The organism is Anabaena sp. FACHB-83, assembly GCF_014697485.1.
GTDB lineage: Bacteria > Cyanobacteriota > Cyanobacteriia > Cyanobacteriales > Nostocaceae > Nostoc_B.
In genome coordinates, this window is sequence record NZ_JACJRY010000003.1 from 331,787 (window position 1) to 352,914 (window position 21,128).

Annotated in this window: 17 protein-coding genes and 1 other RNA gene; 11 read left to right on the forward strand and 7 right to left on the reverse strand. The window is 41.5% G+C overall.

Annotated elements, in window-relative coordinates; translation table 11 throughout:
* Positions 1 to 105: 105 nt before the first annotated feature.
* Positions 106 to 2,364: a photosystem I core protein PsaA gene (gene psaA / locus H6G79_RS05605; protein ID WP_190591613.1), complete on the reverse strand. Its 2,259-nt coding sequence runs from the start codon at positions 2,362 to 2,364 to the stop codon at positions 106 to 108.
* Positions 2,365 to 2,879: 515 nt separating this feature from the next.
* Here psaA and H6G79_RS05610 point away from each other — a divergent pair.
* Positions 2,880 to 4,409 carry a hypothetical protein gene (locus tag H6G79_RS05610; protein ID WP_190591680.1) on the forward strand — a complete coding sequence of 510 codons (1,530 nt, stop codon included), beginning with the start codon at positions 2,880 to 2,882 and terminating at the stop codon, positions 4,407 to 4,409.
* Between the two features lie 13 nt (positions 4,410 to 4,422).
* Here H6G79_RS05610 and glsA read toward each other — a convergent pair whose 3' ends face one another.
* Entirely contained in the window at positions 4,423 to 5,325 is a 903-nt protein-coding gene (gene glsA / locus H6G79_RS05615) for a glutaminase A (protein ID WP_190591614.1), read from the reverse strand.
* Between the two features lie 247 nt (positions 5,326 to 5,572).
* On the opposite strand from glsA, the gene H6G79_RS05620 reads away from it, so the two are divergent.
* From H6G79_RS05620 to H6G79_RS05635, 4 genes are all read left to right on the forward strand, one after another.
* A complete protein-coding gene (locus H6G79_RS05620; RefSeq protein WP_190591615.1) occupies positions 5,573 to 7,102 on the forward strand; it encodes a thioredoxin-like domain-containing protein in 1,530 nt (509 codons plus the stop codon).
* Positions 7,103 to 7,221: 119 nt separating this feature from the next.
* Positions 7,222 to 8,283: a DUF952 domain-containing protein gene (locus H6G79_RS37610; RefSeq protein WP_190591616.1), complete on the forward strand. Its 1,062-nt coding sequence runs from the start codon at positions 7,222 to 7,224 to the stop codon at positions 8,281 to 8,283.
* A gap of 296 nt (positions 8,284 to 8,579) precedes the next feature.
* Complete coding sequence (locus tag H6G79_RS05630) at positions 8,580 to 10,133, forward strand: NAD(P)H-quinone oxidoreductase subunit N (protein ID WP_190591617.1); 1,554 nt, start codon at positions 8,580 to 8,582, stop codon at positions 10,131 to 10,133.
* 257 nt (positions 10,134 to 10,390) lie between these two features.
* Complete coding sequence (locus H6G79_RS05635) at positions 10,391 to 11,401, forward strand: HEAT repeat domain-containing protein (protein ID WP_190591618.1); 1,011 nt, start codon at positions 10,391 to 10,393, stop codon at positions 11,399 to 11,401.
* 78 nt (positions 11,402 to 11,479) lie between these two features.
* Here the strand turns inward: H6G79_RS05635 and trxA are convergent, their stop codons facing one another.
* Positions 11,480 to 11,797 carry a thioredoxin gene (trxA, locus tag H6G79_RS05640; RefSeq protein ID WP_190591619.1) on the reverse strand — a complete coding sequence of 106 codons (318 nt, stop codon included), beginning with the start codon at positions 11,795 to 11,797 and terminating at the stop codon, positions 11,480 to 11,482.
* A 380-nt stretch (positions 11,798 to 12,177) separates the two neighbouring features.
* On the opposite strand from trxA, the gene fabG reads away from it, so the two are divergent.
* Positions 12,178 to 12,942 carry a 3-oxoacyl-[acyl-carrier-protein] reductase gene (fabG, locus tag H6G79_RS05645; RefSeq protein ID WP_190591620.1) on the forward strand — a complete coding sequence of 255 codons (765 nt, stop codon included), beginning with the start codon at positions 12,178 to 12,180 and terminating at the stop codon, positions 12,940 to 12,942.
* Here the strand turns inward: fabG and H6G79_RS05650 are convergent, their stop codons facing one another.
* Positions 12,943 to 14,025: an MraY family glycosyltransferase gene (locus H6G79_RS05650; RefSeq protein WP_190591621.1), complete on the reverse strand. Its 1,083-nt coding sequence runs from the start codon at positions 14,023 to 14,025 to the stop codon at positions 12,943 to 12,945.
* Positions 14,026 to 14,261: 236 nt separating this feature from the next.
* Between H6G79_RS05650 and groL the strand changes: the two genes are divergently transcribed.
* The 5 genes from groL (at position 14,262) to rnc (ending at position 19,271) form a co-directional block, all read left to right on the forward strand.
* Entirely contained in the window at positions 14,262 to 15,926 is a 1,665-nt protein-coding gene (gene groL, locus H6G79_RS05655) for a chaperonin GroEL (protein ID WP_190591622.1), read from the forward strand.
* A 160-nt stretch (positions 15,927 to 16,086) separates the two neighbouring features.
* A complete protein-coding gene (gene corA / locus H6G79_RS05660; protein WP_190591623.1) occupies positions 16,087 to 17,235 on the forward strand; it encodes a magnesium/cobalt transporter CorA in 1,149 nt (382 codons plus the stop codon).
* Positions 17,236 to 17,271: 36 nt separating this feature from the next.
* Positions 17,272 to 17,985 (forward strand): hypothetical protein, encoded by a 714-nt coding sequence (locus H6G79_RS05665; protein ID WP_190591624.1) that lies wholly within the window; start codon positions 17,272 to 17,274, stop codon positions 17,983 to 17,985.
* A gap of 48 nt (positions 17,986 to 18,033) precedes the next feature.
* Positions 18,034 to 18,479, forward strand: an RNA gene (gene rnpB / locus H6G79_RS05670) — RNase P RNA component class A.
* 72 nt (positions 18,480 to 18,551) lie between these two features.
* On the forward strand, positions 18,552 to 19,271 hold the full coding sequence (rnc, locus tag H6G79_RS05675) for a ribonuclease III (RefSeq protein ID WP_190591625.1): 720 nt from the start codon (positions 18,552 to 18,554) through the stop codon (positions 19,269 to 19,271).
* A 6-nt stretch (positions 19,272 to 19,277) separates the two neighbouring features.
* Here rnc and H6G79_RS36605 read toward each other — a convergent pair whose 3' ends face one another.
* The 3 genes from H6G79_RS36605 to H6G79_RS05690 form a co-directional block, all read right to left on the reverse strand.
* Positions 19,278 to 19,712, reverse strand: coding sequence for a hypothetical protein (locus tag H6G79_RS36605; RefSeq protein ID WP_190591626.1), 435 nt, complete (start codon positions 19,710 to 19,712; stop codon positions 19,278 to 19,280).
* Complete coding sequence (locus tag H6G79_RS05685) at positions 19,696 to 20,145, reverse strand: Panacea domain-containing protein (protein ID WP_190591627.1); 450 nt, start codon at positions 20,143 to 20,145, stop codon at positions 19,696 to 19,698. Before H6G79_RS05685 ends, H6G79_RS36605 begins: the two co-directional genes overlap by 17 nt.
* Positions 20,146 to 20,258: 113 nt before the next feature.
* Complete coding sequence (locus H6G79_RS05690) at positions 20,259 to 21,050, reverse strand: DUF6745 domain-containing protein (protein ID WP_190591628.1); 792 nt, start codon at positions 21,048 to 21,050, stop codon at positions 20,259 to 20,261.
* Positions 21,051 to 21,128: the final 78 nt, after the last annotated feature.

The following is a 21,128-nucleotide window of genomic DNA, read 5'->3' on the forward strand; positions in this document are numbered from 1 at the left end:
CCCTTAGCCATCAGGTTTCAGCTTTGGGAGTTCTGAGCTTTGAGTTCTAAGTTTTGATTACTCAGCACTCAGCACTCACTACTCAGCACTCCGTATAACTGATTGCTATCCTACTGAAAGAATGTGTGCGTGGAAGAATGCCCAGGTTGTTGCAATTCCTCCGAGGAGGTAGTGTGCTACACCAACTGCACGGCCTTGAGTGATGCTCAAAGCGCGGGGTTGGATTGCAGGTGCTACCTTCAGTTTATTATGCGCCCAAACGATGGACTCAATTAGTTCTTGCCAGTAGCCGCGACCACTGAACAGGAACATTAAGCTGAATGCCCAAACAAAGTGAGCGCCCAGGAACATTAATCCGTAAGCAGACAAAGCACTGCCGTAGGAGTTGATTACTTGAGAAGCTTGCGCCCACAAGAAATCACGCAACCAGCCGTTGATTGTGATGGCACTTTGGGCAAAGTTACCACCAGTAATATGAGACACATTACCAGCTGCGTCTACAGTTCCCCAAACATCAGATTGCATTTTCCAACTGAAGTGGAAAATCACAATAGATAGGGAGTTATACATCCAGAACAATCCGAGGAACACATGATCCCAACCGGAAACTTGGCAAGTACCGCCACGGCCAGGGCCGTCGCAAGGGAAGCGGAAACCTAAGTTGGCTTTATCGGGAATCAAGCGTGAGCTGCGAGCGAACAGTACGCCCTTCAGCAGAATCAGTACTGTTACGTGGATGGTGAAAGCATGGATATGGTGAACTAGGAAGTCAGCAGTACCCAATGCGATGGGCATCATTGCGACTTTGCCACCAATAGCCAAGATACCGCCGCCAAAGGCATAGCTAACTGGCTCTAAGGCGTTGGGAGCAGTGCCACCAGGAGCCAAGGTGTGCAGGTTCTGCACCCACTGAGCAAATACTGGTTGCAACTGAATTGCTGTGTCGGAGAACATGTCTTGGGGACGGCCCAAGGCACGCATTGTGTCGTTGTGGATGTACAAACCAAAGCTGTGGAAGCCGAGGAAAATACAAACCCAGTTGAGGTGGGAAATAATTGCATCCCGGTGACGAATCACCCGATCCAGTACGTTGTTTTGATTCACAACAGGATCATAATCCCGCACCATGAAGATGGCAGCGTGAGCCGCACCACCCACAATTAAGAATCCACCGATCCAAATGTGGTGAGTGAAGATACACAACTGAGTTGCGTAGTCAGTTGCCAAGTATGGATAAGGAGGCATCGCGTACATGTGATGCGCGATGATGATGGTCAGCGAACCCAAGAAGGCAAGGTTAGTTGCCAATTGAGCGTGCCAGGAGGTGGTCAGGTTTTCATAAAGACCCTTGTGACCTTCCCCGGTGAAGGGGCCTTTGTGGTTTTCGAGGATCTCTTTGATGCTGTGACCAATGCCCCAGTTTGTGCGGTATTGATGACCAGCGATGATGAAGAGTACAGCGATCGCTAAGTGGTGATGAGAAATATCAGTCAACCACAGACCACCAGTTACAGGGTTTAAACCACCCTTGAAGGTTAAGAAGTCAGCGTACTGACCCCAGTTCAAGGTGAAGAAAGGTGTTAAACCAGCAGCGAAGCCGGGGAATACATCAATCAACAAGCTCTTGTTGAGGATGAACTCATGGGGCAAGGGGACATCTTTAACAGCTACCCCTGCATCCAAAAGCTTGTTGATGGGAGCGGAAACGTGAATTAAGTGTCCAGCCCATCCCAAGGAACCGCAGCCTAACAGTACTTGCAAGTGGTGGTTCAGCATCGACTCCACATTCTGGAACCATTCCAGTTTGGGAGCGCGTTTGTGATAGTGGAACCAGCCAGCAAATAAGAACAAGCCTGCTAATACCAAGCCGCCAATAGCTGTGCAGTAAAGCTGGAAGGAGTTGGTGATACCCCAGCCACGCCATACTTGGAACAAGCCAGAGGTGATTTGAATACCGTGGAATCCACCACCAACATCACCATTCAAAATGTCTTGTCCCACAATGGGCCAAACGACTTGAGCACTGGGCTTCACGTTCAATGGGTCGCTTAACCAGGCTTCGTAGTTAGAGAACTTCGCGCCGTGGAATATCATCCCGCTTAACCAGATGGTCACAACGGCCAGGTGTCCGAAGTGAGCCGCAAATATTTTGCGGGAGATATCTTCTAAATCGCTTGTATGTGTATCAAAATCGTGGGCGAGAGCGTGGAGGTTCCAAATCCAAGTGGTGGTTTTGGGGCCTCTAGCTAGAGTTCTGTCGAAGTGTCCGGGTTGCGCCCATTTTTCAAATGAGGTAGGTACCGGGTCGTTATCGACTATCACTCTTGCTTTCTTTTCCTCTCGCTCCGGAGGACTAATCGTCATTCGACCTCCTCTCGTGATAAGGAATGAGGAATCATGAAACCACAAAGTGATACTTAGTCGCCTTCTCCAGGTTAGTGGCTGGAGCAGCGATGAAGACGCTATGTGGAAGTTTGTTTCTGTTGAATTATAAAGTCTTTACTTGTACATTGTTGGAGAGATTTTAACAATAATTCAAAATCCCCAAATTAATTGTCTGATCTACCTTTTAACTGTAAACTTTTGAGCAAAAAGTCAATAGTTTCTCCATTTAATTTACAAAGAATAACAATTCGTTAAACTTATGATTAATGGGTATAATGTCCGCCGGCTCAGTATTCTCAAATTAGTTAGAGATATTTTTGGCACGAGAGAAAAGCATATATTAGAGAAATAGTAAAAAAGAATACTGTTTTCCGGTGATTTTTAAAAAATACATAGTAACTGCTCAAAATTTCACCTTTTAGGCTATGGCGTGCAAAGCACAGTTTAAGGCAAAATTATTTTGCAGTTTTGCAGACTATAACTGGGTGTTAGGTATGAATTTGCGGTGTATGAAGTCTTTAAAACAGATCCTCCCCAGGAGTCTGGCTATTTTCAAGTGGCTTGTCATACTAGTATTGGTCTTGAATTTAAACAGTTGTGCAGAGAAAGCTGTTAGTCAAGATGTAGCTGTGAGTCCTAGGGAAAAATATCAACCCACTTCGCAGCAATTTACGGAAGTTGCACCACCAGAGGTCATTCAAGAACTGCGCTCAACGCTAGAAGTATACCGCCCCCAGCTAACTATCGTCACCCCTTCATTTGATGAGATTATTCAAGATACTAAAGTTAAAGTTCAAATTCAGGTAAAAGATTTACCTATATTTAAAGATCCAGCATTTGAATTAGGGCCTCATCTCCAGGTAATTTTGGATAATCAGCCTGACATCTCGGTGTATGACTTAAGCCAGCCGTTAATTTTGTCTGATTTATCTCCGGGTACACATAGTTTACGTGTATTTGCTTCTCGTCCTTGGGGTGAAAGTTTTAAAAATGAAGGCGCTTATACTCAGACATTGTTTCATGTTTTTACAAAAACAGATGACAACAACCCTGAACCTAGCGTTCCCTTACTAACTTACAGCAGTCCTCAAGGTAGTTATGGTGCTGAACCAATTTTACTAGATTTTTACTTAACAAACGCTCCATTACACTTAGGTGCTACAGATAATCCCAATGATTTGTTCAGTGATTGGCGTATCCGTTGCACTATTAATGGTGACAGTTTTGTGTTCGATCGCTGGCAAGCAGTTTACCTCAAAGGCTTCCAACCTGGAAATAATTGGGTGAAGCTAGAATTTTTAGACAATCAAGGTAACGTTGTGAAAAATGCCTTTAATACGACTGTGAGATTAATTAACTACCAACCCAAAGGTAAAGATACACTGTCTCGCATTGTTAGAGGCGAACTCAAGGCGGATGAGGTACGCAGCATAGTCAATCAAAGTTACATTCCCCAGCCACTAATTCCTACACCCGAAGTTCCAGAGGTAGTTCAACCGCAACCAACTGAGTCAGCAACGCCAGAACCGGAAGTGATACCGACACCGCAAGTTACTGCGTCGCCAATACCAGAACCAGAAGTTACACCGACACCGCAAGCTACTGCGTCACCAACACCAGAACCGGAAGTGATACCGACACCACAAGTTACTGCGTCACCAATACCAGAACCGGAAGTTATACCGACACCACAAGTTACTGCGTCACCAACACCAGAACCGGAAGTTACACCGACACCACAAGTTACTGCGTCACCAATACCAGAACCGGAAGTTATACCGACACCACAAGTTACTGCGTCACCAATACCAGAACTGGAAGTTACACCGACACCACAAGCTACTGCGTCGCCAATACCAGAACCGGAAGTGATACCGACACCACAAGTTACTGCGTCACCAATACCAGAACCAGAGGTAACACCCACAGCAGTTCCTGAAACACAAGCAACCGAGTCTTTAAAGTCGAGATTTGGTAAATATTTTCAGCGTCGTCAAATTCCAACATCTCAAGGAGAGGGATAAGAGAGGTGATTTTTTAAAAGATACTCAATTCTAATTTTTGGGCTAAAGCTTCAATAAAAGCGATCGCACCTACGGAATTTCCGACTATATTTAATGCGGGACTGTAGCAAGCGATCGCTCCGGCGTTTGGTACTATGGCTAACATGCCACCACTAATGCCTGATTTCATTGGTAAACCAATTTTGAGAGCAAATTTAGCCGAGTCTTGGTAAAGTCCACACATCAACATCACAGCGTTAACTATTCGATGATGCTGTAAATTATCACCACAAGCTAAGGCTTTTCCTAATAAGGCTAAATCTTCCACCCTACCTGAAAGACTGCATATTTGCTCGTAAGTGTCAAGAGCTATTTCAGGATTTTCGATACGATTTTGTTCAGCGAGATAGTTGGTGAGTGCTTGGTTGACTGGGGAACGTGAAGCGCGTACCGAAGCCAGCATAACTTCATCTAAATATAGTCGGGAACCTGCTAACTGATTTAACCATTGACAAAGATGTGAAGTGCGATCGCTTGCCGTCTTTCCTGGTAACTTATCAGCTAGAGTAATTGCACCACTATTAATCATCGGGTTGCGGGGATGTCCGCCATCTGTAATTAATTGTTCTAAAGAATTAAACGCCGCATCCGACGGTTCAACGCCAACCCATTGAAAAACTGTATCTGTTCCCATCATTTCTAGCAGATACAAAAATGAAAATACTTTAACTACACTCATTAAAGGAAACACACAACCTGTATCTCCCGAACTGTAAGTTTTTCCTGATAAACAGCAGATGTGAACAGCAAACCAGTTAGGATGAGCAACAGATAATTGTGGGATGCGATCGCACACTTTACCCTGTACAGTCTGAATTTTAGCTTGTTGTACCCAAGTAGCTAAATCAGTGGTAGTAAGTTTATCAAGTTTGACCAAAAGTGATACAGCCTCAAAATTATTCTCAGTTAGGTATAGCAGTAAACAGTCAACAGGCTTAAAACTTTCTTTTTGTCTAGGTTATTAAGCAGGGGTTACGTAAAATGATGAAAAAACGAACCGCAAAGGGCGCAAAGGACACAAAGTTAAGAGAATTTTAGAGGGTTATTGCGTACGTCCTGATTAAATTATCTTCCCTACACCCTCATACCCCTAAACCCCTACACCCAAAATTAAAGGATATCTCATGACTCCCTGCGTCAGAGCGCCAGAATTACCACAAAATTACACTTGGCTGAATACTGACAAACCTTTGTCCTTAAAACAACTTAGGGGTAGAGTTGTCATCTTAGACTTTTGGACATACTGCTGTATTAATTGCCTGCACATCCTACCAGACTTGAAATATTTGGAAAACAAATACAAAGATAGTCTGACAGTAATTGGTGTCCACTCCGCCAAGTTTGACAATGAACAAGAAACAGAAAATATCCGCCAAGCTATTTTGCGTTATGACATTGAACACCCAGTTTTAGTAGACCAAAATTTTCGTGTATGGCAAGAATATACTGTGCGTGCTTGGCCGACATTCATGATTATCGACCCTAAAGGTTATGTAGTTGGCTATGTTTCTGGCGAAGGTAAGCGTGAGGTTTTAGATAAGTTAATTGCTAAAACTATTGCCGAGCATCAGCAAAAAGGTACAATCAACTTTCAAGAAATCAACCATATTTTAGAAAAGCAGCAACAAGCAATAATTTCACCCTTAGCTTTTCCAGGAAAAGTCTTAGCCACGCCAATAGGTTTATTCATTGCTGACTCTGGACATCACCGCTTAGTTTTGAGTAACTTTGATGGCGAAGTTCTCCACATTATTGGTACAGGACAACCTGGTTTAATTGACGGTAGTTTTAGCGAAGCACAATTTTCTACACCACAAGGAATGGTATTTGATAGCGAAAATCAAATTCTGTTTGTTGCTGATACTGAAAATCATGCTTTGCGCCGAGTTGATTTGCAACGCCAAATAGTTGAGACAATTGCAGGAACTGGAGAACAAAGCCGTAACATTTATCCTCATGGTGGTGTTGGGTTAGAAACTGCGCTGAATTCTCCTTGGGATTTAGTCAAAGTTGGAAATATTTTATTTATTGCAATGGCGGGTTCCCATCAAATTTGGCAAATGAACTTAGCCACTAACATCATCAAAACCTATGCTGGTACAGGTGGAGAAGGTTGTGTTGATGGTTCACTAATAGAATCGGCTTTTGCTCAACCTAGTGGTATAACTACAGATGGACAACAACTATATATTGCTGATAGTGAAATTAGTACAATTCGGAGTGTAGGAATTTTTGAACCATACCAAGTCACAACTGTTTGCGGTAGTCAACAGTTATTCAGTTTTGGTGACGTGGATGGACAAAGTACAGATGTGCGATTACAACACTGTATGGCGGTAGAATATGCGGGAAATTTTTTGTGGGTAGCAGATACATACAACCACAAAATTAAATTAGTTAGTCCCAGCACAGGTAATTGTCAAACAATTTTGGGCGATGGTTTAGCTGGTTTACAAGATAGTCAAGGTAAAAACAGCCGCTTTTTTGAACCGTCTGGATTGAGTGTTATGGGTTCATATCTATATATTAGTGATACCAATAATCACGTTATTCGCTGTGTTGATTTAAATAACTTTGCAGTGTCGACAATACAGTTTTCTGGTTTATGTGCGCCAGATATATGTATTCCTCAGAATCAAGACAATCTGCTATAGCAGTCCTAAATCATTTGTGAAATTCCCTTTCTTCTCTTTCCTCTCATTCTTTGTGTCCTTTGCGTCCTTTGCGGTTCGTTAAAAAGAATATTTTTTCACAACTCAGATAGGATTGCTATATGAACTTAGTAATTTTTGATATTGATGGTACACTCACCAATACAAACCAGATTGATGAAACCTGCTTTGTAAATACCTTGGCTTCAGAATTCGGATTTATTGATATTAATTCAAACTGGGCAGAATACCAGAATATTACAGACTCCGGTATTACTCAGCAAATTTTTCAAGAAAGATTACAACGTCAGCCATCAGAATTAGACATCAAAAGATTCAAACTTGCCTTTATTGCAAAACTCCAGCAGGAAATTAGTACACAGAAACATCTATTTATTAGTATCCCTGGTGCAGAAAAGGTATTGGCTGAATTACAAACCTCCGTTAAATGGTGTGTAGCGATCGCAACTGGCGGATGGTATGATTCTGCTATATTAAAACTGCAAGCAGCCGACTTAGCAATACACAATATTCCCTTAGCTTCATCTGATGATGGCATTTCTAGAGAAGATATTATTAATGCAGCTATTCTCAAAGCTAAAAATAACTACAAAGTTGAAGATTTCACCAAAATAGTCTTTGTAGGTGATGGTATTTGGGATATTAAAGCAGTGCGTAATTTAAATATTAGTTTTATTGGGATAGCCAATCACCAAGCACCTGAAAAATTATTAGATGCTGGAGCTAAATCAGTACTGCAAAATTTCGATAACTGTGATTTTACCAAATTACTCGATACAGCAGAAGTCCCAAAATTCAACATTCCCTTCCTTCTGCATATTACACAGCGCCTACAATGGGAACAAGCGAAAGATCATGATATTTATATAGCAGAATCTCTCGCTAAAGAAGGTTTTATTCACTGCTCAAAAGTAACACAGATTATCCCAGTCGCTAACAGATTTTTTTATAACCAACAAGAATTAGTTATACTATTAATTGAGAGTCAAAAAGTAAAAGCAGAAATTCGCTATGAGGCGGCTGAAACCGGAGAAATATTTCCGCATATTTATGGAAATTTAAATATAGATGCGGTAACTCAAGTGATAGATTTTGCATCAGGAGTTGATGGTTACTTCGATTTACCCCAACAACTGCAAGATTTAATTTCAGAAATCGTATAATTAGCCAACAAGTATATTTAGCAATACCGATTGTTTATTTAGTTACCATTGCTAACAGATAGCTAGAGCAGTATCTGTGTTGACAAGACGCACAATCTGAATTTCAACTATAATTTAATCTAATCATAATGATAGAGTCTTGGGTGGGAGTTAGCTGATCCGCTTCTTTTAAGCTAATTGTACGCAAGAGTCAGTCTATGCTTAAGACAGAAAGATAAATGCAACTTTGGTAATGAACAATAGATAAAATGAACAAAGTTAGCCTTAATGTCTAATCGCCAAAACCTATATATCTCATGGATTTTGCTAATCTTGCATCCCAGTTGAATGCTGGAACAATTCTGCCAGAGGGAATTGTGATTGTTACCCTCTTAGGGGTTTTGATTGTTGATTTGATTTTGGGGCGTACATCCTCACGCTGGATTGGATATCTAGCGATCGCGGGTTTACTAGCCGCAATTGTCGCCCTATATTTTCAATGGGATAATGCCAATCCCATCTCCTTTACTGGCGGCTTCACTGGTGATGACCTCAGTATTGTGTTTCGCGGTATTATCGCTTTGTCTGCCGTTGTGACGATATTGATGTCAATTCGCTACATTGAGCAGAGTGGTACCGCTTTAGCAGAATTCATCGCAATTTTGCTAACTGCTACTCTAGGAGGAATGTTCTTATCTGGTGCTAGTGAGTTAGTGATGATTTTCATCTCACTAGAATCTTTAAGTATTTCCTCTTACCTATTGACAGGGTATACCAAGCGTGATCCCCGTTCTAACGAAGCGGCGCTAAAATACCTGTTGATTGGTGCTGCTAGTACAGCAGTATTTTTATACGGCGTTTCCTTGCTGTACGGTTTATCGGGTGGTCAAACAGAATTAAGTGCGATCGCAGATGGTATCATCACAGCCAACGTCACCCAATCTCTCGGTTTGGTGATTTCACTCGTTTTCATCATTGCAGGTATTGGCTTCAAAATTTCGGCTGCACCCTTCCACCAGTGGACACCAGACGTTTACGAAGGCGCACCCACCCCGGTAATTGCCTTTTTATCCGTTGGTTCCAAAGCAGCCGGTTTTGCTTTAGCCATTCGCCTACTAACTACAGTCTTCCCAATGGTGGCTGACGAGTGGCGATTTGTGTTTACCGCCCTCGCTATTCTCAGCATGATTTTGGGTAACGTAGTGGCTCTGGCACAAACTAGCATGAAACGGATGCTGGCTTACTCATCCATCGCTCAAGCTGGATTTGTGATGATTGGCTTAATTGCTGGTACAGAAGCTGGATACGCCAGTATGGTATTTTACCTATTGGTTTATTTGTTCATGAACCTGTGCGGCTTTACCTGCGTTATTCTCTTCTCCCTCCGAACAGGAACCGACCAAATTGCCGAATACTCAGGCTTGTATCAAAAAGACCCACTGTTGACATTGGGTTTGAGTATTTCCTTACTGTCTCTCGGCGGTATTCCACCACTCGCTGGATTTTTTGGCAAAATCTACTTGTTCTGGGCTGGTTGGCAAGCTGGTCTTTATGGATTAGTGTTGCTAGGTTTGGTAACTAGTGTGGTTTCCATCTATTACTACATTCGCGTCGTCAAAATGATGGTAGTTAAAGAACCCCAAGAAATGTCCGACGTAGTGAGAGACTACCCTGAAGTGCGTTGGAATTTACCAGGATACAGACCTTTACAAGTAGGCTTGATAGTCAGCTTAATTGCAACTACTATATCCGGGATTTTGTCAAACCCACTGTTCACATTGGCAAACAATTCCATTGCTCACACCCAAATCTTACAAGCAACAATTACTAAAGTAAGTACAGTTCCTCTAGAAGAACCAGAAAAGCTGTAACTTACTTTTACTTTTTGTATATGGCTAATAGCTGATCATGAGATTTTGACAGCTATTAGCTATTTTTTATAACTTAACGCCGTGTGCAACTTGCTCTCAAACCTAACTCCCAACCCCTTCCCTACGTTCGCGCAGCGTGTCGCAGACAGGGAAGGGGAGCAAGATTCAAAGCCTCTCCCCGAAGCGGAGAGAGGTTTGGAGAGGGGTTTCAAGAATAAGTTGCACATCTCGTAACTTAATTCTCATCTCCAATAAAAATGGAAGTTTATCCTTCAGAATCACCAGAGTTTGAAACTTGGATACAAAATTTAACTTCTGGGAGCGAATATGAGCGTATCAACCAAGTAGAAGTATTAGCTAATATTGACTCTCCTGATGTAGTTGCAGTATTCATTCATGCTTTGCAAAAGCAAAACTCATTTTTAGTACGTGAAAAGATTATCGAAGTATTAGGTAATATTGGCAATAAATCAGCAGTTCCAGCCTTGATTCAACTTTGGTATGAAGAGAAAAACCAAACTTTGGATGAATGGGAATTAGAGGCTCGCTCAAAATCACTTTGTAATATTAGCGATAAGATTATTGAAGCATTAGGTAAAATTGGCGGTGAAGCTGCCATTGTATTTTTGTTACAAGCTTTAGAAGATAGAAAGACTTGTGGTGACTTATATCTTGCTGAGGCTTTAGCCAAAAATAGTAATGAAATAATTATAGAAGCCTTACTTCAAGCCTTGTATAATCAAGATGATTTTATTAGTGGTTGTGCTGCTAACGCATTAGGATTAATTGGTAGTGAAACTGCTGTTCCTTTTCTGATTGAAGCTTTAAAGCGCCAAGAACAGAATGTTAGTTATATAGCTGCTGAAGCATTAGGTAAAATTGGTAGCGAGTTAGCAGTTCCAGCTTTATGCGAGGCTTTGAATTATCCTCACAGAATAGGTTGGGGTGCAGCCGCAGCCTTGGGAGAAATTGGCTCTGAGTCAGCAGTTCCAGCTTTATCTCAAGCTTTGAGTAGTCAAGATTTGGGAGTTCGTGAAAATGCTGCTTGGGCTTTAGGAAAAATTAGAATTCAGGAATCAGTTCCTAGATTGATCCAAGCTTTAAATGATGAAAATATTAATGTTGTGAGAATGGCAGCTAGAGCATTAGCAGAAATTGACAGTGAAGCAGCCACAGAGTCCCTCTTAGCTGCTTTGAATCATGAACGTCCTAGTGTTCGTATGATAATATCTGCCATTTTGGGTGAAAACGAAAATCAATCGCAGTAACAAAGTATTACATTATCGATATGAACATAAAATTCTAAATATTTGGAGACGTAGCACTACTACACCTCCAAATATTTACTAAATTAAATTTTGGAGATGTTTAACCAACTGGGGTGCTTGCAATACTCCCTCGATTTTATCCACAGGCTGGCCTTGCTTAAATAACATGAGTGTTGGCAAGGCTTCAATACGATATTGACTAGCCAATTCGGTGTATTTTTCTGTGTCAATTTTAACAACACGTATACGGCCATTTAATTGAGCATTAACTTGTTCTAAAATTGGCCCCATCATTTTGCAAGGGCCACACCATTCAGCGTAAAAATCTACTAATACAGGTACATCAGAACCAGAAAGCATTTCTTCAAAACTGTTGAAATGTTTTTTAGTGGCCATACGATACACACCGAATTTTTATGGATTGCTTTTAATCTTAATGCGTGCTTTCAGGAATGGCTGTAACCTTATTTTATTTTTATAGTCAAGGGTCAATAGTCATTTGTCATTTGTCTAGTGCATCGATTCAGTTGTCTAGTGCATCGATTCAGTAATCACAAACCTAACCCCCAACCCCTTCCCTACAAGGGAAGGGGAGCAAGAATCAAAGCCTCTCTCCGTTTCGAGGAGAGGTTTGGAGAGGGGTTGCAAAAATAAGTCGGACATCGCGTGAAGTAAATTCCCCAATCAAACCGGATTCATGTATAAAGTGTGAAATTTTATTGCCCTTTCACCATAAGATAATTAGCGCGGTAGTTCAAAAGCTTAAGGAATAATTCATGGAAGTTTTGCCAGAAAACTTGCAAAGTCTCAAAGGAAAAGTAGCCATTATCACTGGTGGTTCGCGGGGAATTGGAAAAGCGATCGCACTCGAATTAGCGAAATATGGCGCTAGTGTGGTGGTGAATTATGCTAGTTCTAGTACAGCAGCAGATAACGTAGTAGCAGAAATTACTTCTGTGGGTGGACAGGCTTTAGCATTGCAAGCCGATGTTTCCCAAGCAGAACAAGTCGAAGCACTCATCAACGCCACGACAGAAAAATTTGGTCGAGTCGATATTTTAGTTAACAATGCCGGAATTACCCGCGACACATTACTTTTGCGGATGAAGCCAGAAGAATGGCAAGCCGTAATTGACCTCAACTTAACTGGCGTTTTCTTATGTACCCGCGCCGTTAGCAAACTCATGCTGAAACAGCGTTCTGGGCGAATTATTAATATTACCTCCGTGGCGGGACAAATGGGCAACCCAGGCCAAGCCAACTACAGCGCCGCCAAAGCCGGAGTCATTGGTTTTACAAAAACCGTTGCTAAAGAACTAGCAACCCGTGGGATCACCGTGAACGCCGTCGCCCCTGGTTTTATCACCACCGATATGACCAGCAATCTCAGCAACACCGAAGAAATTTTGAAATTTATCCCCCTTGGTCGCTATGGACAACCAAAGGAAGTGGCCGGGATGGTGCGCTTTCTGGCTGCTGATCCCGCAGCAAATTACATCACAGGCCAAGTCTTTAACGTAGATGGTGGCATGGTGATGTAATTACGCATTATTTAAGATTCTTTGCCAAACGGTGAAGCTCAACAAAATAATAATGCCAGTGCAGGTGGCGACTATCACAGGTAAAGGCATCCCACGAATCGTCATCGCCAGTAAGTTACCCATTAAGGTCATTGTCCAAAGGGTGTAAGCGGCGTGACTTTGGGAGAATCCCCAAGCTAATAAACGGTGGTGTAAGTGATCCTTACCTGGAGTACTGAGGGGGTTTTTTCCTGCTAATAGTCGCCGTAAAAACACTTGGGTAGTGTCTAACACTGGTAATAGCAAAAATAAAACCGTCGGTACTAAGGAAAAGACTGTAGTTATCTGCAAATCACCCAAAATACTGGTAGCAGCTAAAACATAACCAAAAAAATATGCTCCAGCGTCACCCATAATTATGCGTGAGGGGTGGAAATTGTGGCGCAAGAAACCCAACGCCCCGCCTCCCAACGCTGCCAAAACCAAAGTCGCCGCCGCTTTATTGGGAAATTGGGCGGAAACTGCTAACAAACTCATCGCCGTAATAAAACTGATCCCCCCCGCCAAACCATCCATACCATCCATCAAATTGATCGCGTTGGTAATTCCAACCACCCACAACACGGTAATAAATATTGATAAAAACGAGTCTATGGGTGTGCCGAAGGCAACTTTGATGCTGATGCCATTAGCCACCAGCAACAAGGCTGTGATGATCTGTGTCCACAAGCGCACAGAAGGGGGTAAACCGAACTGATCGTCAATGAAGCCAACTAATACTAGGATTGAGCCTCCTAGTAGCACAGTTAAAACCTGTGCCAAAACACTTTGTAATTCAATTGGTCGTAACAGACTAGCAAGAACTAACGCGGCAATTACTCCTGCATAGATAGCCAACCCGCCAGCATTCGGTAAAGGTTCCCGATTTAGCCGTCGCGCATTTGGTTGATCAGCCCAACCAACTCGCAGGGCAAATTTGCGTACTGTCGGTATTAAGCGCCATGTCACTAGCCAAGCGAAGAGAAACGTGAAAACTACTGCCAACCAGCCGATGCCGCTTGGGTCGGCAATACCCAGAGACTTAAGGGAGTTGTCTAGATTCATCTCCCAATTCAACCATTACTGCCTGTATCCTACATGAGCATCAAATGTATATTAATCAATTTTTTAAGAAAAGGTACTGGTATTTACTCAAGTCTCAAGATCCCAGGGCGGAACTTCACACTTCATACCAGTACCAATCCTGATAAATTCCATTTATAATCTGACCAGTTTTGGTTATTAGCACTCTGAGTCTGTGAGTGCTAAATTGTCTAAAGGAAGCGCAAGAGAAGTGAAACATGGCTAAAATTATTTCCTTTGATGAAGAATCACGGCGGGCGCTGGAACGGGGTGTCAATGCCCTGGCCGATGCAGTGAAAATTACATTAGGCCCCAAAGGTCGTAACGTCCTGTTAGAAAAGAAATTCGGCACACCCCAGATTGTTAACGATGGGATCACCGTTGCCAAAGAAATTGAATTAGAAGACCCCTTAGAAAATACTGGTGCCAGACTCATCCAAGAAGTAGCATCAAGAACCAAGGATACTGCTGGGGATGGCACTACTACCGCCACCGTTTTAGCACAAGCTTTAATTAAAGAAGGTTTGAAAAATGTTGCGGCTGGTACTAATCCGATCAGCTTAAAGCGGGGCATTGACAAAACTATCGAGGCATTGGTAGAAGAAATTGCCAGAATCGCCAAGCCAGTGGAAGGTTCTGCGATCGCTCAAGTAGCCACAGTCTCCGCAGGTAACGATGAAGAAGTCGGCGCAATGCTGGCAGAAGCAATGGAGAAAGTCACCAAAGATGGTGTTATTACCGTTGAAGAATCCAAATCCCTGACCACTGAATTAGAAGTAGTCGAAGGGATGCAAATCGACAGAGGTTATATTTCTCCTTACTTCATCACCAACAACGAACGGCAGATTGTTGAGTTTGAAAATGCTCGGATTCTGATTACTGACAAAAAAATCAACAGTATTCAAGAATTAGTCCCTGTACTAGAAAAAGTTGCCCGTTTGGGTCAAGCACTGTTGATTATTGCCGAAGATGTCGAAGGCGATGCTTTGGCAACTTTAGTAGTCAACAAAGCGCGGGGTGTGCTGAATGTGGCTGCAATCAAAGCCCCTGGCTTTGGCGAGCGCCGCAAAGCTATGCTACAAGACATCGCCATCCTCACCGATGGTCAGTTAATTTCTGAGGAAATTGGTCTTAGCTTAGATACTGCTTCTTTGGAAAACTTGGGAACTGCCCGCAAAATCACAATTGATAAAGAAAACACCACAATTGTTGCAGGTAGCACCACCAAGCCAGAAATTCAAAAACGGATTGGTCAAATTCGCAAGCAGTTAGAAGAAACTGATTCCGAATACGACAAAGAAAAACTCCAAGAACGCATTGCCAAATTAGCTGGTGGTGTCGCTGTGATTAAAGTCGGTGCAGCCACAGAAACCGAACTCAAAGACCGCAAACTCCGCATTGAAGACGCACTCAACGCCACCAAAGCCGCCGTTGAAGAAGGAATTGTGCCTGGTGGCGGTACAACCTTAATTCACTTGTCTACCAAAATTGACGAGATTAAGAACAGCCTCAATGATGAAGAAAAAATTGGCGCAGACATTATCAAACGCGCTTTAGAAGCACCTCTACGTCAAATTGCTGACAATGCTGGTGCAGAAGGTTCTGTCATCGTTTCCAAAGTCAAAGAAACCGAATTCAACGTTGGTTACAACGCTGCTACCGGAGAATTTGAAGACTTGATTGCTGCGGGAATCATTGACCCAGCGAAAGTTGTGCGTTCTGCCTTGCAAAATGCTGCTTCGATTGCGGGGATGGTTTTGACTACCGAAGCGATCGTCGTCGAAAAACCAGAGAAAAAACCTGCTGTCCCTGACATGGGCGGTATGGGTGGCATGGGCGGCATGGGTGGTATGGGTGGTATGGGCGGTATGGGAATGATGTAATCCTACCTGCCCAGATTTCCCTGATAAATATCTTTATTTTTGTCAACAGTTTGTCTTGCCAAGACAAGCTGTTTTTTTATACACTGGCTCATTCGTCATAGCATTTTGGATTTTAGATTACAATCCTCACCAATGACCAATGACAATTGACAGTTAACACATGATTAGCAAAGTTCGTCGTCTGAGCAAAAAAGTTCGTAAGCCCAATTTCCAGGATTTTTATCATCAACCAGGAAATATACCAGGAACTCTGATTATTGATGAAAATGCAGAAGCGCCAATCATTGTTTTGTTTGATTACAACCAAACAAATTTTATCCGTAAACAAATTGCTACTCCTGAAGAATGTTTGAGTTACTTAGATACGGAATCAGTTTCTTGGGTAGATGTTCAAGGTGTAGGTAGTCAAGATATATTACAACGTTTGGGTAAAGTCTTTGAGTTACATCCTCTGGTTTTAGAAGATGTGGTCAATATGGGAGAACGCCCTAAAATCGAAGATTATGAAGACCAATTACTGATAATTTCTCGGATGGTCGTGCCGAAAGAAAATACCTGTGGGTTTTATAGCGAACAGGTAAGTTTTGTGTTAGGTAAATATTACTTGCTGACTGTGCAGGAAGAACCAGAACATGATTGTTTTGATAGTGTCAGAATGCGAATTGATAAAGGCAAAGGTATTATTCGTAAACAAGGTGCTGATTATTTAGCTTATGCTTTGTTAGATGCTATTATTGATGGTTTTTTTCCAGTATTAGAACTTTACGGTGAACGCATCGAAGAATTAGAAGAAGAAGTCATCCTGAAACCAACTCCACAAACACTCCAGCAAATTTATCAAATTAGGCGAGAGCTTTTACAATTGCGTCGGTCTATCTGGCCGCAACGAGATGCTATTAATACTTTGATTCGAGATAGTAGCGATTTAATTAGTGAAGATGTCAGAATTTATCTGCGAGATTGCTATGACCACACAGTACAAGTTATGGATATGGTAGAAACCTACCGAGAATTAGCATCAGGATTAATGGATGTATATTTATCAGCAGTCAGTAATAAGATGAATGAAATTATGAAGCTACTGACGGTAGTTTCGGCGATTTTTATTCCTTTAACTTTTGTTGCAGGTATTTATGGGATGAACTTCAATACAGATAAATCACCATACAATATGCCTGAACTAAATTGGTATTGGGGTTATCCGGCTTGCTTGGCTTTAATGGTAGCGATCGCAGTTAGTTTACTGATACTATTTTGGCGCAGAGGATGGCTCGCTAATTTTTCCAGTATTAAACATCACGAAAAGTAAAATAACTCAAATTCATCCAGGGAGATAAAAATCCAAATGATCAGAGGTAGCGGCGATCAAAATTTAGTTGTATTGACACTTTATATTATTGGTGTGTCTTACACCTTCAATCGGATGATTGAATCTATTGATGATAAAGTCAAGTATACGTATAAAGCTGATGCAGTCAACGAACAACTCACAGCCCAAGAACTCAAAGACCAAATTGGAATTTCTTTTAAACTCAATCCTGCTTATGGATTAGATGATGTCAAAGAATTGCAACTTACCATTGAAAATAAGTCAGATAATCTGGCAGTGTATGTTGACTGGGAAAACAGCACCTTAGTAGTTGAACACACCAAACAATCGCGCCGCGTAATTCGGATTTCATCATCTGTAACCCGTGACTTAGCAATCCCACAAACCCCCAGCTTAATTACTCCGAAAAAAACCCTCTCAGAAAAAATTACAGCCGAAGATGTTCTAGAGTTGGATACTACAGCCGGAACTTACTCTGCCAAAAAACCACTAGTTAGTATTAGTGGCTTAAAAAATGGTGGCCCGCCTCAGAAGAAACTATATAACGACTTTATGAATCGAGGTAAAGAGCTAGAATTTTCTTTACAGCTAGTGTTAAGAATATCTGATGTTCGCGTAGGAATAGCACCAGGTATCAATATTCCGCCAATGTATTTGATCAATTGTCCGTTCACGATCAAAAAATTACCTTGGACTTACGCTCTACCTTGGAATAAGAAGAAGAAATAATCCAAATCGAACACATTATGCCATCCAGGATTACACTGTAAGTAGGGGGAGAGTAGGCGCTGGCAGTTGCAGAACTATACATAATCATAGTTTTGAGGAAAGTCCGGGCTCCCGAAAGACCAAACTTGCTGGATAACGTCCAGTGCGAGCGATCGTGAGGATAGTGCCACAGAAAGATACCGCCATAATTAGGGAATAGGGAATAGGGAGTAGGGAATAGGGAAAAACCCCCACTCACCACTCACCACTCACTACTCCCCACTTTTGGTAAGGGTGCAAAGGTGCGGTAAGAGCGCACCAGCAACATCGAGAGGTGTTGGCTCGGTAAACCCCGGTTGGGAGCAAGGCCAGAGGAACTACGGTTGGTCTTTTACCAGTTCCGCGTATAAGAGCCGCTAGAGGCGTTTGGTAACAAACGTCCCAGATAGATAACTGCCATCTTGTAAAATTTTTTACATAGATAACAGAACCCGGCTTACTACCAACTCTCTCCTCTTTGAGTCCATAGTCAAAAGTAAAAACGAAAGACTATTGACTATTGACTATTGACCACTGACTATTGACTAATGACAATTGTTTATCCCCGCCGTCAAAGACAACTTGAAAGCTTAGTAAGAAAGTTAGGTTTGCCATTGGAAGCACCCATTAAATGGCAACTGTTGGATTTGGCTTTAACTCATCCAACGGTATCTGATTCAGCGAATTATGAACAACTAGAATTTGTTGGTGACGCAGTGGTGCGACTAGCGGCGGCTGTGATTTTGTGGGAAAAATATCCAGATTGCCAAGTTGGAGATTTTGCGGCGATTCGTTCGGTGTTAGTGAGCGATCGCATTCTCGCCCAATTAGCCAGAGAATATGGTTTAGAACTATATTTATTAGTTGCTGGCAGTGCCACCAGTGATAAAGTTGGTCAAGAATCCCGGCTGGCGGATGCTTTTGAAGCTGTGTTAGGGGCGCTTTACCTCAGCACCAATAATTTAGACCTCATCCGTTCATGGTTAGATCCTCATTTTGAACAACTAGCAACAGAAATTCGGCTTGATCCGGCTCGACTCAACTATAAAGCGGCTTTGCAAGAATGGACTCAAGCCCAATTTAAAGTTTTACCAGAATATCGCGTCGAGGAAATTAATCAACCTAACCGCAATCAAGAGCGATTTGCTGCTGAAGTTTGGCTACATGGCAAAAAACTCGGTGAAGGTAGAGGACGTTCCATCAAAGCTGCTGAACAAGCCGCAGCTAAAGTTGCTTTTTTAGCAGTGAATAATCCAGAAAATACTTGAGCAGAATTACTTTTTTGCAGAGTAAAGAAGATGATCTGGATCTAACCAAACAACATAGAAAACCTCGTCAATAAAAAAACCATGTACCCTACCATGTTCATTTGATGATAGAGAAAATTGATAAGGTGTATCAACTAGTTGTTCTTCGTTAGGTAAACCAAATCTACTTTCGCTAGTATCTTCCCATTTGATCGGATGACATCTCAGGCTACTGCTACGATTCACTAATAATTCTTGAGCAGAAAGACTAGATAAAGCTTTTAACCTTTCAAGCAGAGTCAGCCAGTAGCCTAGTTCTTTGTAGTTACAAGAAAACTTGTTGTGACTGTCCTGATAATATTTAAATGAAAAGCTGATACCTTGGAGTGGTTTCAGCTTAGTTGGTTTAATACTTGATGTGCTTTCTTGAGGAAGCTTAGTCTTTTTAATCTTCTTCGACACGAGATCCGTAATACTCCTTCATCCACTCTTTCTCAATAACTGCGCTAGAAGGTGCATCAGGCGGTAGATTGATTCTAGCCAAATTCCAGGGTTCTTCTATGTGAGTCATCTGCTCAAGTTCATAACCATCACAAGCAAAGTACTCTTGTGCAACCTCATCTAAAAACTCCTGAACCTCTTGAGGTAATTCTGGATTAGCATCTTCCAAAATTGGCTGCCAACTAAAATGCTTATACTTTTGATATAAATCAGGTATTACAGGGCCATGTACCCATGCTTGAAAATCTTCCAAGAATAAAGGAGTTTTATACAGTGCCAGATGCCAAGCTTGAGCATAGTATACAAGTTTTTGCAGCTTGAGATTACTAATAAAAGAGCCTGTTTCATTTGCCAACCAGATAAAGTAATCGGCTATGTTAAAACATGACAACACTAGTCATAACCTCCTTCAATATTCCTCCAGAGACTTCCACTTAGAGACTGATGCTGGTAATAACTGTTAACTCTAGAAAATTTTTGCTATCAGGATAGTTTAATTGTACTATATTAATCTGCTGACTGAATCATTTGAAAACCATTATTAACACCGTGGCTAGAATATATGCTAAAACCATCGGTGAATTGTATCGCAGGTTTATTTTCAGCGTGCAGACGATGTTCTGTATCTAAGAATAGTTTAGTTGGGCGATCGCAGATAAAACAATATTGCTCAAAAGGAAATACAGTTCCACTTTCAAGTACTAACTGTTCAACAACACTGGATACTTCAGGATTGTGATAACAATCTAGTTCTGAAATAAAGAAATCAAACGTAGCAGCAGTATACATCCAGTCAAATGATGAAATAGCTTTCCAATAGACTTTTTTCAACCAAAGTTGCCAAACTAATTCTGCTTGATTATGCTTCAAAATTGTATCTAAGATATTAAAATCATCTTCGCGTGGACAATTTAATTCTGAAGGAACATCTGGATTTTCTAAATAGTTGATAAATTTTTTATCCGAATCAGACAAAATCGCCTCTAACGAAATTTGTTTCCAAAAATATTTCAGTTCCTGCCTGATCATATTGATCAAATCTTCAACAAAAATATCTAATAATGAGTAATTTGATGTGTTCATTATTAGCATTTCGTTAATCGCTGCATAAGGGCTAGGACAAAAAATAATCTCTGGCAGATCATAATCTACAAGCGAGTATAAAATTTTGACTAATTCTCGATTTTTATTTTGATCAATCCGCTTAGTAGAAAAGGCTATTTTCTGCCACTTGTCCCAATAAGCTGGAATCAAAGCTGATTTTTCCGGTGTGAGCTTGTAATTTCTTGGTTTCGACATAATAACTTGTAAAATATTTAATCTACATATAGCAGTCCTAAATCATTCGTGAAATTTCCTTTCTTTTCCTTCCTCTTC